Below are 20142 nucleotides of genomic sequence, written 5' to 3'. Positions count from 1 at the left end.
TTTATAATTGTTGCGAAATAACATCTGTCTAGACCAATTGCCATTCTCAAATGAGAATGATTCGTGTTACAGTATTGTTTTCGCCAGCAAACTTCCCTTACGCATCGCTAACATTATCGTTATCGATCCGGGTTCAAGAGCCAGCCTCCACTCTTACACCGGATCATCATGACTACAGTGCTTCTGCAGCGCTCCGCTGCGCCCGTCGTATCTCCCGTTCCTGCCCGCCGTCATAACCTGGTGCTGCGCGCCGCCTTGCTGGGCCTGTTTGCGGCGCCGCTGTTGCCCGTGGCCGCGCAAACGGCCGCCATCAATGCGGGCACGGCCGCCCAGGAGCCGGCCAAGCTGCCCGTCTTCCCGGAAATCGTCGTCAACGCCAAGCAGGATTACGAGCGCCGCGCCGGCACCAAGACGGTCGTCACGGCGGACGACCTGGAGCGCCGCAATGTCACCGAGATGGGCGGCATCGTGCGCTATCTACCCTTGATCAGCGCGCCAGCGGCGGCCTCGGGCAGCGGCAGCGTGTGGGATGGCTCCGGCAATACGGGCTACAACATCCGCGGCCTGGAAGGCAACCGGGTCAGCCTGGAGCTCGACGGCATCGCGCTGCCCGACGCGGCGCCCAAGCCGGACGGCAACACCCTCAACGCTTTCGCCACGGGCCGTGATTATTTTGATCCGGAAACCTTCCGCGAAGTGCGCATCGATTCGGGCACGACGGCGGCCGGCGGCGCCAATCCCGGCCTGGGCGGCGGCGTGGCCTTCATCACCAAGTCGCCCGAGGATTACCTGGGCGAGGGGCAAGACCATTACGTGGCCTATAAATACGGCCGCGCCACGGCCGATCGCAGCAATGCGCACACCCTGACGGGCGCCGCCAAAATCGGCGCCAATCTGCAGGGCCTGGCCGTCTACGTGCACCGCGACGGCGAGCAGATGGACAGCCGCGGCACCACGCCCGTCAACCCGGACGACTGGCATTCGAACGCCTTGCTGTCCAAGCTCGTGTGGACATTGCCTGGCGACCAAAAGCTGGACTTGACGGTCGACATGTTCGAACGCAAGAACAAGCGCGATCTGCGTAGCAAGGTCAGCGCGTATTACCCGACGGGCGTGCAGCAGGATTCCACCACCAAGCGTACGCGCGTGAGCCTGGGCCACGACGTAGTGCTCAAGGATTTCGCCCTGTTCGACCGCCTGACGTCGAAAGTGTATCTGCAGAACGCGAAGACCGACGACAAGACGCAAGGCCTCTACACGTTTGGCAGTCCGGCGCAGCGCTCGATCGATACCAGCTTCAAGAATGACAGCATCGGCCTGACGTTGGAAGCGTTCAAGCAGCTCAATGCGGACAATGCGCTGCTGTACGGCGTGCAGCTGGAACAGCTGAAAACGCGCCGTCCGTGGCGCGAAGACCGCGTCATCGTCGCCACGGGCCAGCATCAGGTCACCAACAAGAACCGCATGGCCGACATGGACACGAGCAAGCTGGCCCTGTATGTGCGCGACGATCTCAGTTTCAATCTGGCGGGCAAGAAAGCCGTGCTGACGCCGGGCCTGCGTGCCGATTACCGCAAGAACGAACCGAAAAACCTGCAAACCTATGCGATCGCCGTGCCGAACGCGGCCAAGGAAGTGCGCGAAGAGAGCGACACGTATTTCACGCCCAGCCTGAGCCTGTCCGTGGAAGTCTTGCCGCAGATGAACGCCTATGCCACCTTCACGCGCGGCACGCGCCTGCCGACGGCGGCCGAGCGCACGGGCACCTACGACTCCTTCAGCTATACGGGCACGGGGCAGGGCTATGCCGTGCTGGGCAATGCGAACCTGCGCAAGGAAACCAGCAAGGCGTATGAACTGGGCCTGAAGGGCGACGTCACCAGGGGCTTGAGCATGCACGCGTCCGTCTACCAGACGGAATACACGGACATGATCGACTACGTGATGCAAAAAGATGATCCGGTGAACTACCCCACCATCACGCGCGGCCTGTTCCGCCCGGAAAACATCGGCAATGCCCGCACCTGGGGCGCCGAGCTGACCCTGCGCGCGGAACTGGGCGCCTGGACGCCGGCCATGCAGGGCTACCACGTTGACTTGGCCACGGGCGTGGCCAAGGGCCGCTCCTTCAATACCCGGACGGGCGAGAGCGGCGGCCTGAACTCGGTGGCGCCCGCCAAGTCGGCCTTGACCTTCGGCTACGACCACGCGAACCAGTTGTTCGGCCTGGCGCTGACGGCCGTGCATGCGGGCGCCAAGCAGGCGCCGGAAAACCTGCTGATCGGCGATGCCGGGTCCCTGTTCACCGTGCCGTCGTACACCATCTTCGACCTGTCGACGTACTGGAACGTGCACAAGAACGCGAAGATCGTCGTCGGCGTGTACAACTTGACGGATCGCAAGTACTGGGACTACGCCGCCTCGCGCAGCCTGGCCGCCGGCACCACGGCCGCCAGCCGCGCCGAGATCGAGCGCTACGCCAAGCCGGGCCGCAACGTCGCCGCCAGCCTCAGCGTGAACTTCTAAATTTTTACCGGGGAGGGGCGCCTGCCCCTCTTTTTTTCCATGTTTGATTGAATGGTCTCTCTATGAAGTTATCCAAACTCGTTCTATCCCTGCTAGGCAGCCTGCTGATTGCAAACGCATACGCGGCCCCAGCCACCCTGGCGGAACGCTGGTCCACCCTGCGCACGGAACAGCCGAAGCTGCAGATCCGCGACGCGGCGCGCGCGCTGGGTGTGTCCGAAGCACAATTGCTGGCAACCAACATCGGCAAGGGCGTGACGCGCCTGCAGGCGGACGGTAATCAGCCGCGCGAAATCATGCGCGCCGCGCTGGACCTGGGCCTGGTGCAAGCCATCACGCGCAATGAAAACGGCGTCATCGAAACGACGGGCGTGGCCAGCAAGTTCAAGCAGGCGGGCGACAAGTCGGAACAGGCCGACGCGAAACAGGATCCGGAAACGGAAGCGCGCCAGCGCAATATCGCGGGCGGCTACCTGGGCGGCCAGATCGACTTGCGTTTCCACTTTGAAAACTGGAAATACGCATTTGCCGTGGAACAGCCTGGCCGCGACGGCAAGCCGACGCGCAGCCTGCAATTCTTTGACGCCAACGGTACGGCCGTGCACAAAATCTACCTGCGCAACGAGCCGGGCGTGGCCGTCTACGATAAATTGGTGGCGACCTTCCGCGCGCCCCAGCAAAGCGCCGAACTGAACGTGCTGGCCGTGGCGCCGAAGGCGGCGGAAAAGCCGGACAGCGAGATCGACGTCAAGGAATTCCAGCTGGCCTGGAAAGACATGACGGACGTGCACCAGTTTGCGCAAATCATGCGCGAATTCCACCTGACACGCGAGCAGGCGCTGCGCCTGGCGCCGGCCGGCGTGGTCGAGCGCGTGACGCCGCAAGCGCTGCGCACCCTGCTGGAAAACGCGGCCAGGGACAAGGTTGCCATCATGGTCTTCCTGGGCAATGACGGCTTGACGCAGATCTACAGCGGCAAGATCGAGAAAACCATGGCGGCAGGCGGCTTCTTCAATGTGCTGGACCCGGACTTCAACCTGCACATCCGCGACACGGCCCTGCGCAGCGGCTGGGTCGTCAAGCGCGGCGGCGTCACGTCCGTCGAATTCTTCGACAACGACGGCACGCAAGTGGTCTCCTTCTTCGGCGTGCGCGAGCGGGGCAAACCGCAGCCGCAAAGCTGGGTGGACCTGGCTGATTCCTTGCCTAAGGCTAAGTAGGTAGCAGCAGAGTTGCCGCGCGCCGTACCGGTGCGGCAACACTTCAGTGTGGGTGCCGCGTGCCGGTCTCATGTCTGAAGCACAATAGTGGTATGCTGATTGCAAGGCCGCAGCGATCGTGTCTGCGTGCTGGTTCCTGAAGAGAGGCAATCATGGCAACCATCATGGCGAACGGCCTCAACATAGCTTATGAAAGCCACGGCGACCCCAACGATCCGTGCGTGCTGCTGGTCATGGGTCTGGGCATGCAGCTGATCGCCTGGCCGGCGGACTTCGTCGAAGGCATTGTCGAGCAAGGCTTTCGCGTCCTGCGCTTCGATAACCGCGACAGCGGCCTGTCGAGCAAGATGGCGCAGGCGGGCAAACCGTATCTGCCGCTGGCCTACGTGAAAAACCTGCTGGGCTGGCCCCTGAAAACTTCCTACACCTTGAATGACATGGCGGACGACGCGCTGGGTTTGCTGGCGGCCTTGCGCATTGCCCAGGCGCATGTGATCGGCGTGTCGATGGGCGGCATGATCGCGCAAGTGATGGCGGCGCGCGCGCCGCAGCAAGTGCTCAGTTTGACTTCCATCATGTCGAGCAGCGGCCGGCGCGGCTTGCCCGGTCCCACGCGGGCCGCGCGCAATGCCTTGCTGCAACGTCCGAAACGCAATGCCAGCCGCGCCGAAATGATGGCGCACATGGCGGCCACCGTGCGCGTCATCGGCAGTCCCGCCTATCCTGTGTCGGAAAAACTGTTGTACCAGCGCATCGAGGCGGCGCTGGAGCGGGGCAGCTGCCCCGAAGGCGTGGCGCGGCAGATGGTGGCCATTGCCGCCTCGGGCGAACGCACGGCCTTGTTGCCCAGTATCAGCTGCCCGGCGCTGGTGATCCATGGTGCGGCCGATCCCCTGATCCCCGTCGCCTGCGGCATCGATACGGCGGCGCTGATCCCGGGCGCCACGCTCGAAGTGATCGAAGGCATGGGGCACGACATGCCGCCCCAGCTGATCGAGCGCCTGCTCGCCTTGATCGATGTGCATCTGCAAGGTAAGATGGCGCCCCAGATGCGCTCCCAGCCGGCCTAGGCGCGCCCACCACTTTTGAAGGCACGGGCATTTTGAAGACACCTGAAATTGGCATCGCCATCGTGGCGCCCGGCGGTTGCGCGCCCGATGACGCGGCCGTGGCGCGCGGCATCGCCCGCCTGCAGGCGCAAGGCGCCACCGTCCACAATTATTACGATCCCGAACACACCTTCCAGCGCTTCGGCGGCACGGATGCGGGCCGCCTGGCGCAGCTCAACGCGGCAGCCGCCGACCCGGACGTGCAGGTGGTGCTCGCCTTGCGCGGCAGCTACGGCATCAGCCGCATCCTGCCCGACATCGACTTTACCGCCATGGCCGCCAGCCGCAAGCTGTTCGTCGGCTACAGCGATTTTACTGCCTTCCACATGGGCTTGCTGGCGAAAACGGGCCGCGCCAGCTTTGCCGGTCCCATGGTCTGTGATGATTTTACGCGCGACGAACCCGAGCAATTTACGCTCGACCAGCTGTGGTCGTGCCTGGCCGGACCCACGCACACGGTCACGGGCACGGCGGCGGACAATCCGCGGCTTGAGGCAGTGGGCACCTTGTGGGGCGGCAACCTGGCCATGCTCGTGCATCTGCTCGGCACGCCGTATTTCCCGCAGGTCGATGGCGGCATCCTGTTCCTGGAAGACGTCAACGAGCACCCGTACCGGGTCGAGCGCATGCTGCTGCAATTGCTGCATGCGGGCGTGTTCGAACGCCAGCATGCGGTCGTGCTCGGCGACTTTTCCGCCTATAAATTGAGCCCCATGGACAGGGGCTACGATTTCGACGCCATGCTGGCTTACGTGCGCCAGCGCCTGCCCGTGCCCGTGCTGACGGGGCTCGAATTCGGCCACATCCGCCGGCGGGTCACCTTGCCGTTCGGCGGCCAGGCGCGGCTGCAATCGGATGCGTCCGGTTTCCGCCTGCAGGTCAGCGATTACCCGACCCTGGCGCGCCCCTGAACTCCGTGAGCGCCAAACCCGGCAGGTTGCTGCAGCTCGACGTGCTGCGCGGCATCGCCGTGTTTGGCATCTTGCTGGTGAATATCTGGGGTTTTGCCTGGGGCACGCTGTCCTTGCGCTATGGCACCTTGCCGGCGCAGCCGCCCGTGCTCGACCAGCTCGTCATTTTCGGCGTGGCGGCGCTGGCGCAGTTCAAGTTCTATCCCATCTTCGCGTTCCTGTTCGGTGCCGGATTTGCCCTGCAGACACGTTCCCTGCAACGCCAGCTGGGCAGCTGGGAAGCGGCGCAAGCGGCCTACCGGCGCCGTTTGCGCTGGCTGCTCGTGTTCGGCCTGCTGCACGGTTTTTGCATCTGGAGCGGCGACGTGCTGACCTCGTATGCGGTGGCCGGCATGCTGGTCCTGCCGCTGGCAGCGGCCAAACTGAGCCGCATACGCAACCGCGCCTGGCTGGTGGCGGCCGGTTTTCTGCTGTTCATGTGTTTGCTCATTCCCGTGGGCCAGCAGGGCGGCGCGCCGGACACGGCGCATGACTTGCAAAACTTCGCCACCCGCTACGCGACCTACACGCAAGGCAGTGTGTGGGCCGTGGCCAGGCTGCGCGCCAACGATTTCCTCGTCTCCTTGCTGTACGCCGCCGTCATGCTGCCGCATATCATCGTGCTGTTCCTGCTGGGCATCTTGTCCGTGCGCCTCGGCTGGCTGACGCGGCCGCGGCGTCACCAGCGCGTGTGGCGGCGCGTGCGTGCCGTGGGCCTGGGCGTGGGCTTGCCGTTCAACCTGCTGGCGGCGGGAGCCGTCGCGTGGCAGGTGGCCGATCCGTATCAGCAAGTGTTCGATACGGCCCTGTTCGAAGTGGGCCTGTTCGCCGGCGGTCCCGTGCTGGCGGCCGGCTATGTGGCGGCGCTGATGCTGGCAGGGCCCTTCCTGCTGCGTTGGCTAGGCGCATGGCTGGCGCCCGTGGGGCGCATGGCGCTGAGCAATTATCTGCTGCAATCCTTGCTCGGCACCTGGCTGCTGCAGGGGCCTGGCCTGGCCTGGGGCGCGACACTGCGTCCCGCCGAGATGCTGGGCCTGGCGCTCATCATCATGATGGGGCAGGTGCTGCTCAGCCGCTACTGGCTGCGGCACTTCCGCCAGGGGCCGATGGAAGCGCTGTGGCGCCGGCTGGCGCGCTTGCCTTAATCCGATCCCCAGTCGAAGGCGCCTTGCGGCGACGCCGGCGGCGGTGCCCTGGGTTTGGCCGACGGCACGAGGGGATTATCGACGGCATGCCACTCGAACAAGTCCGCGTCGAGCATGCAGGTGCGCGCCAGGTGCAGCGCCTGCTCGGGCGTCAAGGCAGGGTCCAGCCAGCGGTGCGCGTCTTCCAGGTTGACGGCGACGGGGCGGCGGTCGTGGATATCGACCATGCCGCCCAGGCTGTCGGCCGTCACCAGCACGAAACCCGCTTCCTCGCGGTTGAATTTGTACGGCCCGAACTGGGCCAGCGCCAGCAGGAACAGGGGCGCGCGGTCCTTGCGGTGGATGTGCCACGGCTGCTTGCTGCCTTTTTCGCCCGTCCATTCATACCAGCCATCGACGCAGACGATGCCGCGCCCCGCGCGCAGCAAGGGTTTCCAGTAGGCGCCGGCGAGTTTTTCCAGCCGGGCATTGATGGCGATGGGGATTTTTTTCTTGCCGGGGGCGGGCACGGCTTGCGCGGCCCAGGCGGGGCGGTAGCCCCAGAAGACGTCGTCGACCCGCTGCACGCCATCCTGGATATGCAGCACGGGCCGGTACGTGCCGGGCGAGACGTTCAGGTGCGGCTCGGCCTCGCTGTCGAACACCGCGTCCGTCCAGCCGAAGGATGACGCCAGCACGCGCGCCGTGTCATTTTGATCGAATCGTCCACACATGCTGAAATCATACCCGATCGTCATGTGGCACGAGCGCGCGTGCGTCCTTTTCGTGAGTGTGATCAAACGTACAGACTGGTGGCGGCATGTGGCGCACAGTGGAATCCAGTCAGATCCCTGACGCTATTTTTGCATCGGAGGAATTATGTCTTTTGAAAACCCCACCATCCACAAAGGCTTTACCATCAGCGCCACGGCCAGCCAGCGCCGCGATGGCCGCTGGGTCGGCTCGTACATCAGCCAGAACCAGGCGTGCGGCGCGTATGCGGACACCTGCGATTACGATGATTGCAGCAACGAAAAAGAAGCGCAGCAAGTGGCCTTGTCGATAGGCTGGCGCCTGGCCGACGGGGTGCCTGTGCGTTGAACCGGCCTTAGCGCTTGCCCCGCAGGGCCAGCAGCAAGCCCGCGAGCGGGAACAGCAGCACCGCGCCCAGCCGTACGGAGGTCAGCGACGCGGCTTTCACGCCCAGCACATGGGGCAAGGCCAGCAGCAACAGGGGAGCGGGCACGGCAATCACGAAGAAAAACAGGTACCACGAGTAGCCATTTTTCTTGGCCAGCAAGGCGATCAGCGCGCAGCCGACCAGGAAGACGAGCGGTAAATTCACAAATTCCATGGTGTTGAGTTTCCATCCGGGAAAGCGCGTCATTATACGCGCCACCCTGGATGGCCGGATGCGCTTGCCAGCGTCAGTTGCCGACGAAGTCCGGCGGCTGCGGCGCCTGTTTTCCGGCCAGTGGCCCGTCGGCCGGCAGCAGCGCCTTGATGGCGCCGTTATAGATGAGTTCCTGGGCATACGCCGATGCCTCGATCAAGGCCGCATGCACGGACTTGAAACTGCTCGGCGTTTCAATCAGCACGGGCTTGGCGTACACCTGCAGGGTATCGCCGCGCTTGCTGATCAAGATCATGCCCCGGTAGCGCCCATCCTTCTCCAGCGCCCCCGCCACATGAAACTCATAACCCCTGATCTGATGTTTTTGTTCCTGATCCATGTCTCCCGCCTCCAGACCTGATTGTCATGGGCCAGACCATGCCACGCGTATCGAACAGCAGAGTGTTTGATTTGTATCAATACGTCCCTTGAACGCATTCAACTAGCGTATCGACACTTGCTGCAAGCGTAGCGAGCGGAGGGGATGTGTGGCTGAGAAGCGCAACCGCACTTTGGTGCGGTGAGCATCGCCAGCCGCAAAGCCCCCCGCGCAGTAGCTTGCGGCAAGCGTCCTCACCCAGCGCGAATGGCGCGGATCTGTTGGGCTGTTTCCTCGATCTCGCGATACGCTTCCTGGATGTAGCCATCGATCGGGTGCCCATCCATCCACTCGAAATAGGCGCGCTCGTCGTGTTTGATGGCAAAAGGGACGTGGTGGTCGCGTATCGATTCGGCCGTTTCGCGCACCAGCGAGGCAAAAAGCAGCTCCAGAGTTTCCATGATGGTCACCTTGCGAGACAGGAATGCAGAGTATGGAATGTAGCACAAAGCGCGCCGCCGCCCACGCCGGCGCTGGTGCCGTGCGCGCCTGTTGGTCGCCCCCTCGTCAGGCCGGATGGCCGATATGCTCGTACAGGATCACGCAACCGATGACGATCAGCACCATGCCGCCCACCAGTTCGGCGCGCCGGCCCGCGATGGTGCCCAGCACGCGGCCCAGCATCACGCCCAGCGTCACCATGACGAAGGTGGAAAAGCCGATGGCGGCGGCCGTGACGACGATGTTGGCGCCCAGCAAGGCCAGGCCCGCGCCCACGACCATGGCGTCGATGCTGGTGGCCAGGCCCGTGACGGCCAGCACCCAGAACGAGTGCGACTGGGCTGGGGCTTCTTCCTCGTCGGCGTCGGACAGGGCGTTGCGTATCATCAGCAAGCCGATGATGCCCAGCAGGCTGAAGGCGATCCAGTGATCCCACGCTTCCACGTAGGGCGCGGCCACGCTGCCCAGGGCCCAGCCGATGATGGGCGTGATCGCTTCGATGACGCCAAAGATCAGCCCCGTGCGCAGCGCCTCGCGCCATTGCGGCTTGTGCAGGGCGGCACCCTTGCCGACGGCGGCCGCGAAGGCATCGGTGGACATGGCAAGGGAGAGGGCGGCGGTGGCGGCGAAATTCATCGTTGGCTTTCAGTGAAACCTGGCTGGGATGTATGTATAAACTAGAAACCCGGCGATTCTACCCTACGTACAGCACCACCAACGAGGTCAACAGGCAATAGGCGCCAAAGAAATGCCAGCGGCCCTGTTCCAGCCAGCGCGACAGCCAGCGCAGGGCCAGCAAGCCGGCCAGGAACGAGAGCAACATGCCCAGCAGGCTGGGACCGAGCAGGTGCAGCAGGCTGTTGCCGTGTTCAAGATGGTCCAGGCTGCCATTTGCCACGGCCTGGTAGAAGCGCCAGCCTTCCTTGGCCAGCACGGCCGGCGTCAGCACGACGGCCAGGGCAAAGCTGAATTCTTCGGCGCGGCGCTGCGGCACGCCCATGGCGATGCCGGCCGAAATGGTGGCGCCCGAGCGGGAAAAGCCGCGGAAGGGCAGGCACAGGCCTTGCACGGCGCCGATCACCATCGCCTTGCCGATGGACAAGGTGCCATGCTGGCGCGCCTGCAGGCGCGAGGAGACGATGATCAGCACGCCGGCGGCGGCCAGCGCGGCGGCCATCAGTTTCGCGTTGCCGAACAGGTGCTCGATTTCAAAGCCGGGTGCATCCTTGCTCATGACATGCGTAATCCCTTTCAGCAAGCCGAAGCCGACGATGCCCGTCAGGGCCGTGGCGGCCACCAGCAGCAGCACATTGCTGCGGAAGGCGCTGGCCGAACTGAAATACGTGGCGCGCCAGGATTTCCAGAAATATACGATGACGGCGAACATGGTGCCGGTGTGCAACATTACCAGCAGCATGGTCAGTTCGGGCGACGTGGGGTCCAGCCCCATCAGTTTTTCCGCCATGATGACGTGGGCGGAGCTGGATACGGGCAGCAGCTCGGCGAAGCCCTGGACGATGGAAAGGATAAATAATTGCAAAAAGCTCATGGCGGACGGCACTCAGGCGGGAAAAGCAGGGCCGCCGATTTTACCCGCCGTAGCGTGTGCCCGAGCCGTGCGCGCCATTACAGTTTGTCCATGTTGGCGCAGGCCAGCAGCACGCCGAGGGCCATCAGCAGCGTGCCGATCAGGCGGTCGATGGTCCGCTGGCGGCTGATCATGCGCAAACGAAAGCTTGCTTGTGAGAAAAAGATGGCCACCAGGGCAAACCACGCGAGGTGGATGGCGGACATGCACAGCCCATAGCCGAACTGCACACTCAATGGCGTGCCGGGCTGCACCACCTGGGTGTAGGTGCTGATGACAAACAAGGTGGTTTTCGGATTCAGGGCATTCGTCAGCAAGCCGTTGAGCAAAATCTTATGCTGGGGCACGCGGGCCCCGCCCTGCAGGTCGATGACGAGGCCCGCGCGGTTGGCCCAGGTCTTCCAGCCGATCACGATCAGGTACAGGGCGCCGGCAAACTTGATGACCGTAAACAAGGCCGGTGAACTGGCGATGATCAGTCCTACGCCAAACATCGTATAGAACACGTGCACTTGCACGCCCAGCGCGATGCCGAGCGCCGCCAGCAGGCCCGCACGGCGGCCATGCAGATAGCTGTTGCGCGTGACCATCGCGAAATCGGGGCCGGGCACGATGGCGGCCAGCAGGGTAATCAATGCAACGGCAAGCAATGCAATCATAGGTCTTCCTCGGGGAGTGGCGGCCGCATGGCAATCGGTGAGTATTCATCGCCTGTATGGGCAAACTCCTGCTCGCGTGCCGTTGGCCGGAAGACACATTATCGGTGTACTGGCGGCCGATGAAAAACGATGATATCTTGCCGATATGTGTGAGAAAAAATAACAGATCATGAGCAGACAGACAGCACTCGGCAGCTTGCGTTTCTTCGAGGCGGCGGCCAGGCTGGGCAGTTTTGTCCAGGCGGCGGACGAGCTGCACGTGACGCACGGGGCGGTCAGCCGGCAAATCCGTCTGCTGGAAACGTCGCTGGGCACGGCCCTGTTCGAACGCCGCAACCGCGGCGTCTTCCTGACCGCGCCGGGCGCGCAGTTGCGCGATGCAGTCCAGCAGGCGTTCGAACGGCTCGACGCCGCCCTCGATGCGGTGCGCCAGCCGGCGCGTCAGGCGCCGCTGGTGGTGTCATGCGAGCCGACGATCGCGATGAAATGGCTGATCCCGCGCCTCGGCGACTTTTACCGGCGCCATCCGGAAGTGCCGTTGCACCTGTTCGCCTCGGGCGGGCCGGTGGCGTTCCAGCGCGATGCGGTGGACGTGGCGCTGCGCCGCAACGATTTTGCGTGGGATGGGGGATTGCATGTGGAAAAGGTGTGCGACGAATGGATCGCGCCCGTGTGCGCGCCGGCCCTGCTGCGGCAAGGCAAGCTGGATCTGTCCGCGCAACGCCTGCTGCACACGGCGTCGCGCCCGGCCGCCTGGGCGCACTGGCGCGCCGCCGGCACGGACGACGGCAGTAGTTGCCACGGCCACGGCGACAGCCAGACTTACGAGCATTTCTATCTGAGTCTGCAAGCCGCTTGCGCCGGCCTGGGTGTGGCGATCGGCTCCGTCTTCATGGCGCGCGAAGACCTCGACAGCGGGCGCCTCGTCGCGCCCCTGGGTTTCCGGCGCGACGGCAGCGGCTATTTCCTGCTGTCGCCGCTGCCGTTCGACGGCGATGCGCGTCGCACCACCTTGCTGCACTGGCTGCGCGAGCAGATGGGGCAGGCGCTGCCGGTGGCGTAGCCGTCCTGCTTACTGGGGCGCGGCGGCCGGCTTGAACACGGCGCGGAACGCTTTTAACGCTGCCGGATGGTAGATGGTGCCATGGGTTTCGGCCGGCATCTTTTCTTGGTGCCATTGCAAGCCGGGCGGCGCCTGTTTTGCCAGCACGTCGGCCAGGCGCGCCACTTCCACGGCGATGCCCGCTTCGCTGCTGGACGCCAGGTACAGGCTGTGCTTGCCCGGCTTGCCCTTGGCCAGCAGGGCCGCCGCCTGGCGCGGCAGGGCGCCCTGGTTCCACCACAGGCTGGGGTCGAAGGCCAGGTAGTGGTCGAACAGCTGCGGTTCCAGCAGGTATGTTTCCACCACGAACAGGCCCGCCAGCGATTCGCCGACGATGGCCGTCTCGCCCGTCGTGCGGTAGCGGCGTTTGACTTCCGGCATCAGTTCATCGCGGATGAAGGCCCGGTAGGCTTGCGAGCCGCCCACGACGGGCGCGATCTTGCGGTCTGCCGCGCTGTCCGTCGGCCCCGTCAGGTCGCGCCGGCGCTGCGTGTTCTGCATGCCGACCAGCATGAACGGGCGCATGGTGCCGTTGGCTACCGACACCTGTAGCAAGCCGGCCACGTGCAAGAAGTCTTCGGCCACACCGCCGTCCGGCATGTACAGCACGGGCAGCGGCGCGTCGGGCGGCGTATCCCAGGCGCGTGCCACATACACATTGATGTGGCGCTGTTCCTTCAGCGCCTGCGAGTCGATCGTGAAACTTTCGCCGATGACGAGCGGCGTGGCCGCGCTGGCGGCAGCGTTAGCCGTAGCGGCGGGCGCGGCAGTGGCGAGGTGGACGGAGCTGGACAGCAGCAGGGCGGCGGTGAGGTGCAGTGCAAGGCAAGAGCGGCGCATGGTTTCCTGTAATAAGTAGTGGATAGATGGCATGTACTCGTATAGACATGCCATCAAGCAATTCTATCTTATCTTTGAGGCAGGCTTACTTGATCGTCAATAGCTTGCGCTCGCGCACGATCCCTGCCTTGTCGATCGTGTAGGCAACCAGCAGGGCGCCATCCTCGGCGCAGGCGTGGCAGGTGATCAGGGGCGTGGAAAACAGTGCGCTCTGGCCGCCATCGGCGGTCGCCGTGCTGCCGACGAAGTCGGCGGGAGCGAACGGCACGGCGTCCGGGTGGGCGGCGGCAAACGCGCGCCAGGCGGGCGTGGCGCGGTCTTCCTCGCGCACGGCATCTTCGTCGACATCGATGGCGGCGCCATCGCTGCCGATCAGCAGACTGCCTTCATTCGTGTTGGCGCGGAAAGGATAGGTGACGGTGGCCAGGGCCGCCTTGCCCAGCGGGCGCCAGGCCGAGATGAAGCCCGCCTTGTTCGCCTTCACCAGCATTTTGGCGGCGGCGATGGCTTGCGGACGGGCGCCCGAGCGCTGCATGGTGCGCAGCAGGCAGACGTCGGGCGCCGTGGGCGATTGTTCGCTGCGGCAGGCCGACAGCGAGCGCTCCTGCCACACAGCGCGCGCGTCGATGGGGCCCGTTTCCAGGGCATGGGCCGCCTGCATGGCGGCCAGGACGGAGAAAGCAACGATGGCGCAGCCGGCTGTGTGGCGGGAAAAACGTGTGGGCATGGGGGAGTCCTTTCAGTGCGGGAAACAAGGTATCGTCACCGATTATAGAAGGCGGGCCGTGCCCGCCCGCGCACCGCAGGCCCGTTCAGCGCTTCTTTGCCGCCGCCTGGCGCAGGGCCCTGGCTTCCTGCTTGTTGGGAATGTGCGGCCGCGTGGCCAGCTCCGCCTTGACGGCGGCGATGGCGGCGCCGAACTGCTGTTCGGCCTGCGCGGGGCTGGCGCCCGCATAATCCTGTTGATTCGATTGCGCGGCCCGCAGCCGGCGCAGCAGCGCCAGCAATTGCCTGGCGTGCAGGGCGGGCAAGTCTTGCGCCAGCGCTTGCGCGACCACCGCGCCTTCCACATGCTCGGGGTCGATCAAGCGCAGCAAGGCCAGGCCCGCGGGCTGTGGTGCCGGTGTCAATTTGTCCATCCAGCCATTCTAAACGAGGCGAGGATTACAGGTATTCCCAGATTTCATCGAAGGTTTCGCGCGCGAAATCGTTGCGCCAGGCTTCCGAGTTCTTTTCGCGGCTGACGGCAAACACGGCGCGCCACGCCTGCTTCGGCGAGCTCGTGTAGGTGGCGGCGATCTTTTGCAGGCCGGCTGTGCATTGTTCAACCTTGCAGCCGCTCTTCGCCAGTTGCTGGGCGGCAGGTGCCCATGCCACCGGCACCTTGACGACCTGGCATTCGAAGCTGACGGCAGCCGTCTGCATGCCGTTTTCCACCGTCACCGGGGCCGCCTTCGTGGCCCGGCATAGGGCGCCATTCTTGGCGGCGATGACATTCGCGGCCAGCTGTTCGGCGGCAGGCGTGACGGCCGCGCGCATGGCGGCGGGGAACAGGTCGGCGATCAGCTTGCCGGTTTCCGTCGGAAACTTGGCATCGGCCGCCTTCAGGTCGCTGTACGACGCGTATTCGGCGCTCTGCTTGCCCGCCAGGCGGGTGGGGCGCAGGTAGGCGTTGAGCTTGGCGACGCTCGCTTCATCCTGGTTGATGATGGTCTTGATGTACAGGTTGGCCACCTCGATGGGTGCCAGTTCCACGGCGGTTTCCGCGGCGATGGCGGGCTGGGCCAGTGCCACGGCGGTAGCCAAGGCTGCCGCCAGCAGGGCAGTGCGCGATGTTTCTTGTGTTTGGTGCATGTATTTTCTCCACGATTCAATGTCAGGCGCCAAAAAATGCTTTATAGCAACTATGGCGCGCGCATTATAGATGGTAAAAGTCATAACGTTGCGCACAGATGGTTGCGCACCTCAGGCGTCCGCCTTGCTGGCCGCTTCCAGCAAGGCCAGCAGCAGTTCCTTGCGCCGTCCGTCCGCCTTGCGCGCCAGGGTGGCCAGTTTTTCCAGCTTGCCCCAGATGGGATACAGCATGTGCTCGACCAGATAACCTTCCAGCCCTTGCAGTTGCTGGCAGAACAGTTCCAGCTTCTCCACTTCTTCCAGTTCCGCCTGGATCTTGACCTTGGCGTTATCCGTACAGGCGCGCAGGCACGCGGCCAGCACGGGAGCGGAATCGCGCGTCACGCCATGCTTTTCAGCAAAGGCCGCCGTGAACTGGTCCTGCACGGACTGGTGTTCCTCGTCGACGTTGGCCATGTAGTGCTGCACCAGCGGGAAATAACGGGCGTCGAGCAAGCCCAGACCGAACGTGGCATAGCTGCCGGGCATGCAATTCTTTTCGCCTTCCGTGTCGGCATAGAACTCGAATTGCTCGATGGCGGCGCGCGCATACGCTTCCAGCTGCGGCTGCAGGGCGGGATAGGCGAGGGCGTTGGCAAAGAAGCGGTGCGTATCGGATTTCGCCAGTCCCTTGATCGGCAGGTATGCCTTGACCTTGGACTTGAGCTTGATCTGGCAGCTTTTCGGAAAACCGTTGCTCAGCAAATGCGTGATGAAGGCCAGCGCCTGCGCATACGCGCCTTCCTCTTCCTTAGCAATCGCGATGCTGATGGTGGCAAACACGTCGTTGGCGCGGCATTCCAGCTGCGCGTTTTTCAGGTGGATGGCGTCGGGCGCGAAAGTGCTGCTGCCTTCCTTGAGCATGCGCACGGCCCGTTCGCTGCCCAGCTCGCGCGCGATGTCGAGGAATTTGACGCCCGTCGACTTGGCGTAGCTCGGTTCGTGGCGCAAGATCATCACTGCGCCATACAGCAGCAGGTCGATGGGCGCCAGCGCCTGCGTGTCAAGCGCCGCGTCCGCTTTCAAGGTGTATTCGGTGGCGCGGTAGCTTGATTGCTGCACGTCATAGAACTGCGGCAGAAACTGCTTTTCCGCCCACGCCGACACGGCCTGGATGATATCGCTGCGGTGTTCGGCCAGCGCTTGCGGGCGCGACTTGTTCAGCTGCTCGATGCGCTCGAATTGGGCGATCGTCCAGGCGATATCGGGTTGTGGGAACAGGTGGGGGTCGAGCAGGTGGCGCGCCAGGAAGAAGGTTTCCAGCTTTTTCGTCGGCCGCTTGCCGCGCTCGAGTTTTTGCGTGACGTAGTTGTGTATGTGCTCGAGCAAGGTTGTGCGCTTGCCTTCGTTGACATACTCGAGCAGGTTCAGGTGCAGCGTGCCCTGCGCCGTCCGGAACTTGCCGCGAAAGCTGAATCGGTAATCGACGAAGGGCGTGTCGGCCAGTGTTTCCAGCTTCGCTTGCACCATGGCAGCGAGTTGGGGCGCGATGCTGTCGCGCACGACGGCTTCATCGAGGTGCGATGGCGTCCGCGTTGCGACATCGGCGGCATCGGTCAGATGGAAATCGTCCGCCGTGGTGCGTCCGGGTTTGTAGTCGAGTAATAAATCATTGAAGATACCCATCTGCAAGGTGGTCCGGTTGACGGCGTCTTCCAGGTCGGTGCGCTTCAGGCGCTCGACAAACCACGCCTCCACGGCCGCCATCATTTCCGTCGTTGCCTGTTCTAAAAGTGTGCTCATTGACTTCCTTGCCTTGTGCGCGACAGTGCCGTCGGTTGCCGTCACGATCATGTTTAATATAAAGCACTATTTTAGGTGGCCGGGCCTGGATGGGACAAGGGGCGCACGGTTGTCCGGTGGGCGCGGCGAGGTGACTGATGCCGATAGCACAGGGAATGGCCAGCACGGCGCCAGGCAGGCGCGCGGTTAAATATGTACGGTAACAGACGGTAGTTGACTAGCCATCGCGCTACGCTTGCCCGTTATTGAACATTGATATTGCCGGAAACGCCATGATGCATTTATTCCCAGCGAAAAATCGCGCCCAGCTTGAGCGCCGCTGTTCGGCCATTCCGTCAGCCAGGTGGTGCCCGGGGCCGGCGGAGCGTGTGCATAGCGGGGTGCCAGGCCATGCCCTATGAAATTTTGCGCGACAGTATCGCGCTTGAGCCGGCGGGCGATGCCATCCGCTTCCATCTGACCGTCTTCGGGGCGGAAAAGACTTGCCGCATTACCGCGACGGCATTGCACAGCCTGGAGCAGGGGCAGGGCGGCGATCTGCTGCGCATCTTCGATACCCACCGCCTGCGCATCGGCCAGCGCGCCTTCGCTTACCTGAGCCGGGATCTGCTGGTCAGCAGCGTGGTCTTGCGCGCACTTGATTTTTAGTTACTATTTCCAGTGCCGGCGCCCGTGCCCGCGCCAGATATGGTATTTCCGCACAGATCGTCAAGTAAATGCAGGTATGGCTGGACGGAAATGTTACATCTGGGTATTCTGCGCATCTGATACTTATTTCTATACAGAAAAAGTTAAGAGGGCGGTTCGAGCCGGCGGCAACGCGGCGCGCGCTGCCGGGCAAGGTCAGGCATGCAAAGGTGAAGTCGTCCGCTTGCTGAGCGAAACGGTCGTGTTTCGGCGCGCGGCGGGCAGGGAACGGTGCTGTCATCTTTAAAATAGTAGGAGAGGTTGCTCATGGATGCAGAAAAGGATGTTGTGTACGGTACAGAAGATTTGTTGATGAGTTTGTGCAACTCGGTGGTTCGGGTGCTCAACGTGGCAACGCAAAGCAAGGTCAATTATTCGGGCATGGTGCAGCGCATCACCAAGACGGGGCTGAAGCCGGACATCGGCTGCTTCGTCATGTTCGATGGCGGTTTCACGGGTCTGGTGGTGCTCAATTTCGCCGCCGATACGGCGATGGAAATCTACGAGCGCTACATGTTGCACATGGGTATGCCGAAGTCGGAGCTGGCCAGCTTCTACACGTCGGACGAAGTGTCGAACATCATGGGCGAGCTGATGAACCAGATCGTGGGCGACTTCACGGGCAAGGTGCGGCGCGAGCTGCAAACGAACATCACCCAGAGCCAGCCGAAGATGCTGGTGCTGAACAAGCAGGTGATGCTCAGCGTCGACACGCCGCTGGACCGCCCGGAAATGCGTCGTGTCACCTTCTACACGGAAAAGAACAATATTTTCTACCTGGAATTGGCGATCGACCGTACCGAGTTCATCAAGCTGCACGATTTCGATTCGCGCGAAGTCGACGCCGATTCGCTGATGGATAGCGAATACGCGAACCGCGAACGCGATGCCGCCCCGGCCCCTGCGGCGGAACCGGAAGACGACGACAACGCCGACCTGCTCAAATCGCTGGGCATGTAAGCAGCGGTGTCTGAGAGCGGCCGGCGGCATCTTGCCGCCGGCCGCTGCCGTATGCAGCCTACAGGGCCTTGCTCATGAAGACCCGGCTCGTGCCGTCGGGACTGCAGGCAATCTCGCCGAAGCGGCGCCAGCCGCGACGCTCGTAAAATTCGGGCGCCTGGAAACTGATGGTGTACAGCACCGCCGAGGCGCAGCCGCGCCGGCGTCCTTCTTCCTCGAACTGCGCCAGTACCTGGCTGCCCAGTCCCAGGCCCCGCAAGGCGGCGGGCAAATAAAACAAATCGAGAAACAGCAGGCCCAGCGAGGTCCGTCCCATGGCGCCGCCCAGCACGCGCTGGCTGTCGCGGTCGCGCACGACCACGCTCAATACCTGCCTGTCGCTATAGCCGGTGATGGCATCGTTATAGGCATTCAAGCCATCGAGGATGGTTTGCTCGACTTCCGCGTCGAGCGTGGCGCTGACGGAAATGGTGTACGGCAAGGCGGTATGCGGGTGTGCAGGCATGGCGGACAGGAAAATAGTCGATAACTGTATGAATATACAGTATTCTGATTATTTCTGCCCATTTCGTTGCGGCAACGTCAATGTTTCCATGCGGCGCATGCCCACCATGCCGCTGTGCTGGCTGTCATCGAGCGACCAGTATTCGAGCGCATACGCATAGTTGCCGTCGACAATGGTCAGCGATTCCTTCTGACGGCCGTTGGGCGCCTTGTAATACAGGCGCCGCGCGGGCCTGCCATCGACCGTGTGCCTGAACGCCTGCGGGCTGAGGGAGGCGCGCTTGCCCGCCTTGCCCGCCATCGACATTGCCGTGATCGTCACGTAAGCGCGGTCCGGGCAGCGCGCCAGCAGGTGGGCGCCGCTCAGGACGGTGGGCTGCGTCTGGTCCAGCGGGAAACCGAACGGCTGCATGCCGACGATATCGCGGCAATCCATCTGCTGCGCCAGGGACGTCAGCACGGCCGGGTCGAGCGCGCTGGCATAGTGTTTTTCGGCGGCCTGCACCTGGCCCAGCGCCAGGCGGCGCTCCAGTTCGGCCAGCGAGATATCGCTGGGCACGGGCAGCGGTGCGGGGGCGTCGGGGTCGGCCGCGCTCGATGCTTCCGCCTGCATGCGCGAAACGACGGAGTGGCTGCTCCCGGCTGTGCCATCGAGGGCGTGGGCGAATGGCGCGGCGCCGGCAAGGGCCAACGCCAGCGATAAGGCCGTGTGTTTCAGCATGAAATTTCCTGAAATGCTTGCGGTCAGGCGGACTTGGACGCGCCTGACCGCAGATACAAATGAGATGCATTGTGTATCAGATTGCTGTTTTGCACATTTCCTGGCGTGCGCCATGTCTTGCAGTTCGACGCGGACTTTGTTGAAGAGAAAAATATTTATCGTTGTATTTTTGACAAAATAGTTCCCGTTTCTGAGTCAAACAGCCATATCTGTTCAAGATTGATCACGATAATGTCGCCGCCAGACATCAGTTGAACGGGATCGATTACTGTAGCGTCGGCATATCGGTGATACTCCCCCATG

Annotated in this window: 23 protein-coding genes; 9 read left to right on the top strand and 14 right to left on the bottom strand. The window is 63.4% G+C overall.

Going from position 1 to position 20142, the window contains the following annotated elements; translation table 11 throughout:
* The first annotated feature begins 168 nt into the window (after nt 1–168).
* The 5 genes from AC0V2Y_RS20040 (at nt 169) to AC0V2Y_RS20020 (ending at nt 6950) form a co-directional block, all read left to right on the top strand.
* Nucleotides 169–2526: a TonB-dependent hemoglobin/transferrin/lactoferrin family receptor gene (locus AC0V2Y_RS20040; protein WP_475415045.1), complete on the top strand. Its 2358-nt coding sequence runs from the start codon at nt 169–171 to the stop codon at nt 2524–2526.
* Nucleotides 2527–2588: 62 nt separating this feature from the next.
* Nucleotides 2589–3746, top strand: coding sequence for a hemin-degrading factor (locus AC0V2Y_RS20035; protein WP_475415046.1), 1158 nt, complete (start codon nt 2589–2591; stop codon nt 3744–3746).
* A 152-nt stretch (nt 3747–3898) separates the two neighbouring features.
* On the top strand, nt 3899–4816 hold the full coding sequence (locus AC0V2Y_RS20030; RefSeq protein ID WP_475415047.1) for an alpha/beta fold hydrolase: 918 nt from the start codon (nt 3899–3901) through the stop codon (nt 4814–4816).
* 32 nt (nt 4817–4848) lie between these two features.
* Nucleotides 4849–5766 (top strand): muramoyltetrapeptide carboxypeptidase, encoded by a 918-nt coding sequence (ldcA, locus tag AC0V2Y_RS20025; protein ID WP_475415048.1) that lies wholly within the window; start codon nt 4849–4851, stop codon nt 5764–5766.
* A gap of 5 nt (nt 5767–5771) precedes the next feature.
* Nucleotides 5772–6950, top strand: coding sequence for a DUF418 domain-containing protein (locus AC0V2Y_RS20020; RefSeq protein ID WP_475415049.1), 1179 nt, complete (start codon nt 5772–5774; stop codon nt 6948–6950).
* Here the strand turns inward: AC0V2Y_RS20020 and AC0V2Y_RS20015 are convergent.
* On the bottom strand, nt 6947–7663 hold the full coding sequence (locus AC0V2Y_RS20015) for an SOS response-associated peptidase (RefSeq protein WP_475415050.1): 717 nt from the start codon (nt 7661–7663) through the stop codon (nt 6947–6949). The two genes, AC0V2Y_RS20020 and AC0V2Y_RS20015, sit on opposite strands and share 4 nt — an antisense overlap.
* A gap of 145 nt (nt 7664–7808) precedes the next feature.
* Here AC0V2Y_RS20015 and AC0V2Y_RS20010 point away from each other — a divergent pair, with 145 nt between their 5' ends.
* The gene (locus AC0V2Y_RS20010; RefSeq protein WP_475415051.1) at nt 7809–8030 is read left to right on the top strand and encodes a hypothetical protein; all 222 of its coding nucleotides are present in this window, start codon (nt 7809–7811) and stop codon (nt 8028–8030) included.
* A 7-nt stretch (nt 8031–8037) separates the two neighbouring features.
* On the opposite strand, the gene AC0V2Y_RS20005 is transcribed toward AC0V2Y_RS20010, so the two are convergent.
* The 6 genes from AC0V2Y_RS20005 to AC0V2Y_RS19980 form a co-directional block, all read right to left on the bottom strand.
* A complete protein-coding gene (locus AC0V2Y_RS20005; RefSeq protein WP_475415052.1) occupies nt 8038–8283 on the bottom strand; it encodes a hypothetical protein in 246 nt (81 codons plus the stop codon).
* Nucleotides 8284–8356: 73 nt separating this feature from the next.
* Nucleotides 8357–8662: a hypothetical protein gene (locus AC0V2Y_RS20000; protein ID WP_475415053.1), complete on the bottom strand. Its 306-nt coding sequence runs from the start codon at nt 8660–8662 to the stop codon at nt 8357–8359.
* Nucleotides 8663–8895: 233 nt separating this feature from the next.
* Nucleotides 8896–9102 carry a hypothetical protein gene (locus AC0V2Y_RS19995; protein ID WP_289904861.1) on the bottom strand — a complete coding sequence of 69 codons (207 nt, stop codon included), beginning with the start codon at nt 9100–9102 and terminating at the stop codon, nt 8896–8898.
* 106 nt (nt 9103–9208) lie between these two features.
* Nucleotides 9209–9778: a manganese efflux pump MntP gene (mntP, locus tag AC0V2Y_RS19990; protein WP_475415054.1), complete on the bottom strand. Its 570-nt coding sequence runs from the start codon at nt 9776–9778 to the stop codon at nt 9209–9211.
* Nucleotides 9779–9836: 58 nt separating this feature from the next.
* Nucleotides 9837–10691 carry an undecaprenyl-diphosphate phosphatase gene (locus AC0V2Y_RS19985; RefSeq protein WP_475415055.1) on the bottom strand — a complete coding sequence of 285 codons (855 nt, stop codon included), beginning with the start codon at nt 10689–10691 and terminating at the stop codon, nt 9837–9839.
* Nucleotides 10692–10768: 77 nt separating this feature from the next.
* Nucleotides 10769–11389 (bottom strand): LysE family translocator, encoded by a 621-nt coding sequence (locus AC0V2Y_RS19980; protein ID WP_475415056.1) that lies wholly within the window; start codon nt 11387–11389, stop codon nt 10769–10771.
* A 169-nt stretch (nt 11390–11558) separates the two neighbouring features.
* Between AC0V2Y_RS19980 and AC0V2Y_RS19975 the strand changes: the two genes are divergently transcribed.
* Nucleotides 11559–12452: a LysR substrate-binding domain-containing protein gene (locus AC0V2Y_RS19975; protein ID WP_475415057.1), complete on the top strand. Its 894-nt coding sequence runs from the start codon at nt 11559–11561 to the stop codon at nt 12450–12452.
* A gap of 9 nt (nt 12453–12461) precedes the next feature.
* Here AC0V2Y_RS19975 and AC0V2Y_RS19970 read toward each other — a convergent pair whose 3' ends face one another.
* From AC0V2Y_RS19970 to AC0V2Y_RS19950, 5 genes are all read right to left on the bottom strand, one after another.
* Entirely contained in the window at nt 12462–13331 is an 870-nt protein-coding gene (locus tag AC0V2Y_RS19970; RefSeq protein WP_475415058.1) for an alpha/beta hydrolase, read from the bottom strand.
* 85 nt (nt 13332–13416) lie between these two features.
* Nucleotides 13417–14058: a hypothetical protein gene (locus AC0V2Y_RS19965; RefSeq protein WP_475415059.1), complete on the bottom strand. Its 642-nt coding sequence runs from the start codon at nt 14056–14058 to the stop codon at nt 13417–13419.
* A gap of 85 nt (nt 14059–14143) precedes the next feature.
* A complete protein-coding gene (locus tag AC0V2Y_RS19960; protein ID WP_475415060.1) occupies nt 14144–14470 on the bottom strand; it encodes a hypothetical protein in 327 nt (108 codons plus the stop codon).
* A 25-nt stretch (nt 14471–14495) separates the two neighbouring features.
* Nucleotides 14496–15185, bottom strand: a complete 690-nt coding sequence (locus AC0V2Y_RS19955) for a hypothetical protein (protein ID WP_475415061.1) — start codon at nt 15183–15185, stop codon at nt 14496–14498.
* Between the two features lie 111 nt (nt 15186–15296).
* Nucleotides 15297–16967: a DUF6138 family protein gene (locus AC0V2Y_RS19950; protein WP_475415062.1), complete on the bottom strand. Its 1671-nt coding sequence runs from the start codon at nt 16965–16967 to the stop codon at nt 15297–15299.
* A gap of 390 nt (nt 16968–17357) precedes the next feature.
* Between AC0V2Y_RS19950 and AC0V2Y_RS19945 the strand changes: the two genes are divergently transcribed.
* Nucleotides 17358–17615, top strand: coding sequence for a DUF1488 family protein (locus tag AC0V2Y_RS19945; protein ID WP_475415063.1), 258 nt, complete (start codon nt 17358–17360; stop codon nt 17613–17615).
* Nucleotides 17616–17921: 306 nt separating this feature from the next.
* The gene (locus AC0V2Y_RS19940) at nt 17922–18614 is read left to right on the top strand and encodes a DUF3334 family protein (RefSeq protein WP_092708686.1); all 693 of its coding nucleotides are present in this window, start codon (nt 17922–17924) and stop codon (nt 18612–18614) included.
* A gap of 58 nt (nt 18615–18672) precedes the next feature.
* Here AC0V2Y_RS19940 and AC0V2Y_RS19935 read toward each other — a convergent pair whose 3' ends face one another.
* On the bottom strand, nt 18673–19119 hold the full coding sequence (locus AC0V2Y_RS19935; protein ID WP_475415064.1) for a GNAT family N-acetyltransferase: 447 nt from the start codon (nt 19117–19119) through the stop codon (nt 18673–18675).
* Nucleotides 19120–19167: 48 nt separating this feature from the next.
* Entirely contained in the window at nt 19168–19839 is a 672-nt protein-coding gene (locus AC0V2Y_RS19930) for a hypothetical protein (RefSeq protein ID WP_475415065.1), read from the bottom strand.
* Nucleotides 19840–20142: the final 303 nt, after the last annotated feature.

The organism is Janthinobacterium sp. BHSEK, from assembly GCF_056174685.1.
The sequence above is the reverse complement of the archived record's forward strand: the minus strand, read 5'-3'. Positions and strand labels throughout refer to the sequence as shown.

Excerpts from the sequence above, each read along its gene's own strand:
- AC0V2Y_RS20040 (WP_475415045.1), top strand. The coding sequence starts at position 169 with ATGACTACAGTGCTTCTGCAGCGCTCCGCTGCGCCCGTCGTATCTCCC.
- AC0V2Y_RS20035 (WP_475415046.1), top strand. The coding sequence starts at position 2,589 with ATGAAGTTATCCAAACTCGTTCTATCCCTGCTAGGCAGCCTGCTGATT.
- AC0V2Y_RS20030 (WP_475415047.1), top strand. The coding sequence starts at position 3,899 with ATGGCAACCATCATGGCGAACGGCCTCAACATAGCTTATGAAAGCCAC.
- AC0V2Y_RS20015 (WP_475415050.1), bottom strand. The coding sequence starts at position 7,663 with ATGTGTGGACGATTCGATCAAAATGACACGGCGCGCGTGCTGGCGTCA.
- AC0V2Y_RS20010 (WP_475415051.1), top strand. The coding sequence starts at position 7,809 with ATGTCTTTTGAAAACCCCACCATCCACAAAGGCTTTACCATCAGCGCC.
- AC0V2Y_RS20005 (WP_475415052.1), bottom strand. The coding sequence starts at position 8,283 with ATGGAATTTGTGAATTTACCGCTCGTCTTCCTGGTCGGCTGCGCGCTG.
- AC0V2Y_RS20000 (WP_475415053.1), bottom strand. The coding sequence starts at position 8,662 with ATGGATCAGGAACAAAAACATCAGATCAGGGGTTATGAGTTTCATGTG.
- AC0V2Y_RS19995 (WP_289904861.1), bottom strand. The coding sequence starts at position 9,102 with ATGGAAACTCTGGAGCTGCTTTTTGCCTCGCTGGTGCGCGAAACGGCC.
- mntP (WP_475415054.1), bottom strand. The coding sequence starts at position 9,778 with ATGAATTTCGCCGCCACCGCCGCCCTCTCCCTTGCCATGTCCACCGAT.
- AC0V2Y_RS19985 (WP_475415055.1), bottom strand. The coding sequence starts at position 10,691 with ATGAGCTTTTTGCAATTATTTATCCTTTCCATCGTCCAGGGCTTCGCC.
- AC0V2Y_RS19980 (WP_475415056.1), bottom strand. The coding sequence starts at position 11,389 with ATGATTGCATTGCTTGCCGTTGCATTGATTACCCTGCTGGCCGCCATC.
- AC0V2Y_RS19975 (WP_475415057.1), top strand. The coding sequence starts at position 11,559 with ATGAGCAGACAGACAGCACTCGGCAGCTTGCGTTTCTTCGAGGCGGCG.
- AC0V2Y_RS19970 (WP_475415058.1), bottom strand. The coding sequence starts at position 13,331 with ATGCGCCGCTCTTGCCTTGCACTGCACCTCACCGCCGCCCTGCTGCTG.
- AC0V2Y_RS19965 (WP_475415059.1), bottom strand. The coding sequence starts at position 14,058 with ATGCCCACACGTTTTTCCCGCCACACAGCCGGCTGCGCCATCGTTGCT.
- AC0V2Y_RS19960 (WP_475415060.1), bottom strand. The coding sequence starts at position 14,470 with ATGGACAAATTGACACCGGCACCACAGCCCGCGGGCCTGGCCTTGCTG.
- AC0V2Y_RS19955 (WP_475415061.1), bottom strand. The coding sequence starts at position 15,185 with ATGCACCAAACACAAGAAACATCGCGCACTGCCCTGCTGGCGGCAGCC.
- AC0V2Y_RS19950 (WP_475415062.1), bottom strand. The coding sequence starts at position 16,967 with ATGAGCACACTTTTAGAACAGGCAACGACGGAAATGATGGCGGCCGTG.
- AC0V2Y_RS19945 (WP_475415063.1), top strand. The coding sequence starts at position 17,358 with ATGCCCTATGAAATTTTGCGCGACAGTATCGCGCTTGAGCCGGCGGGC.
- AC0V2Y_RS19940 (WP_092708686.1), top strand. The coding sequence starts at position 17,922 with ATGGATGCAGAAAAGGATGTTGTGTACGGTACAGAAGATTTGTTGATG.
- AC0V2Y_RS19935 (WP_475415064.1), bottom strand. The coding sequence starts at position 19,119 with ATGCCTGCACACCCGCATACCGCCTTGCCGTACACCATTTCCGTCAGC.
- AC0V2Y_RS19930 (WP_475415065.1), bottom strand. The coding sequence starts at position 19,839 with ATGCTGAAACACACGGCCTTATCGCTGGCGTTGGCCCTTGCCGGCGCC.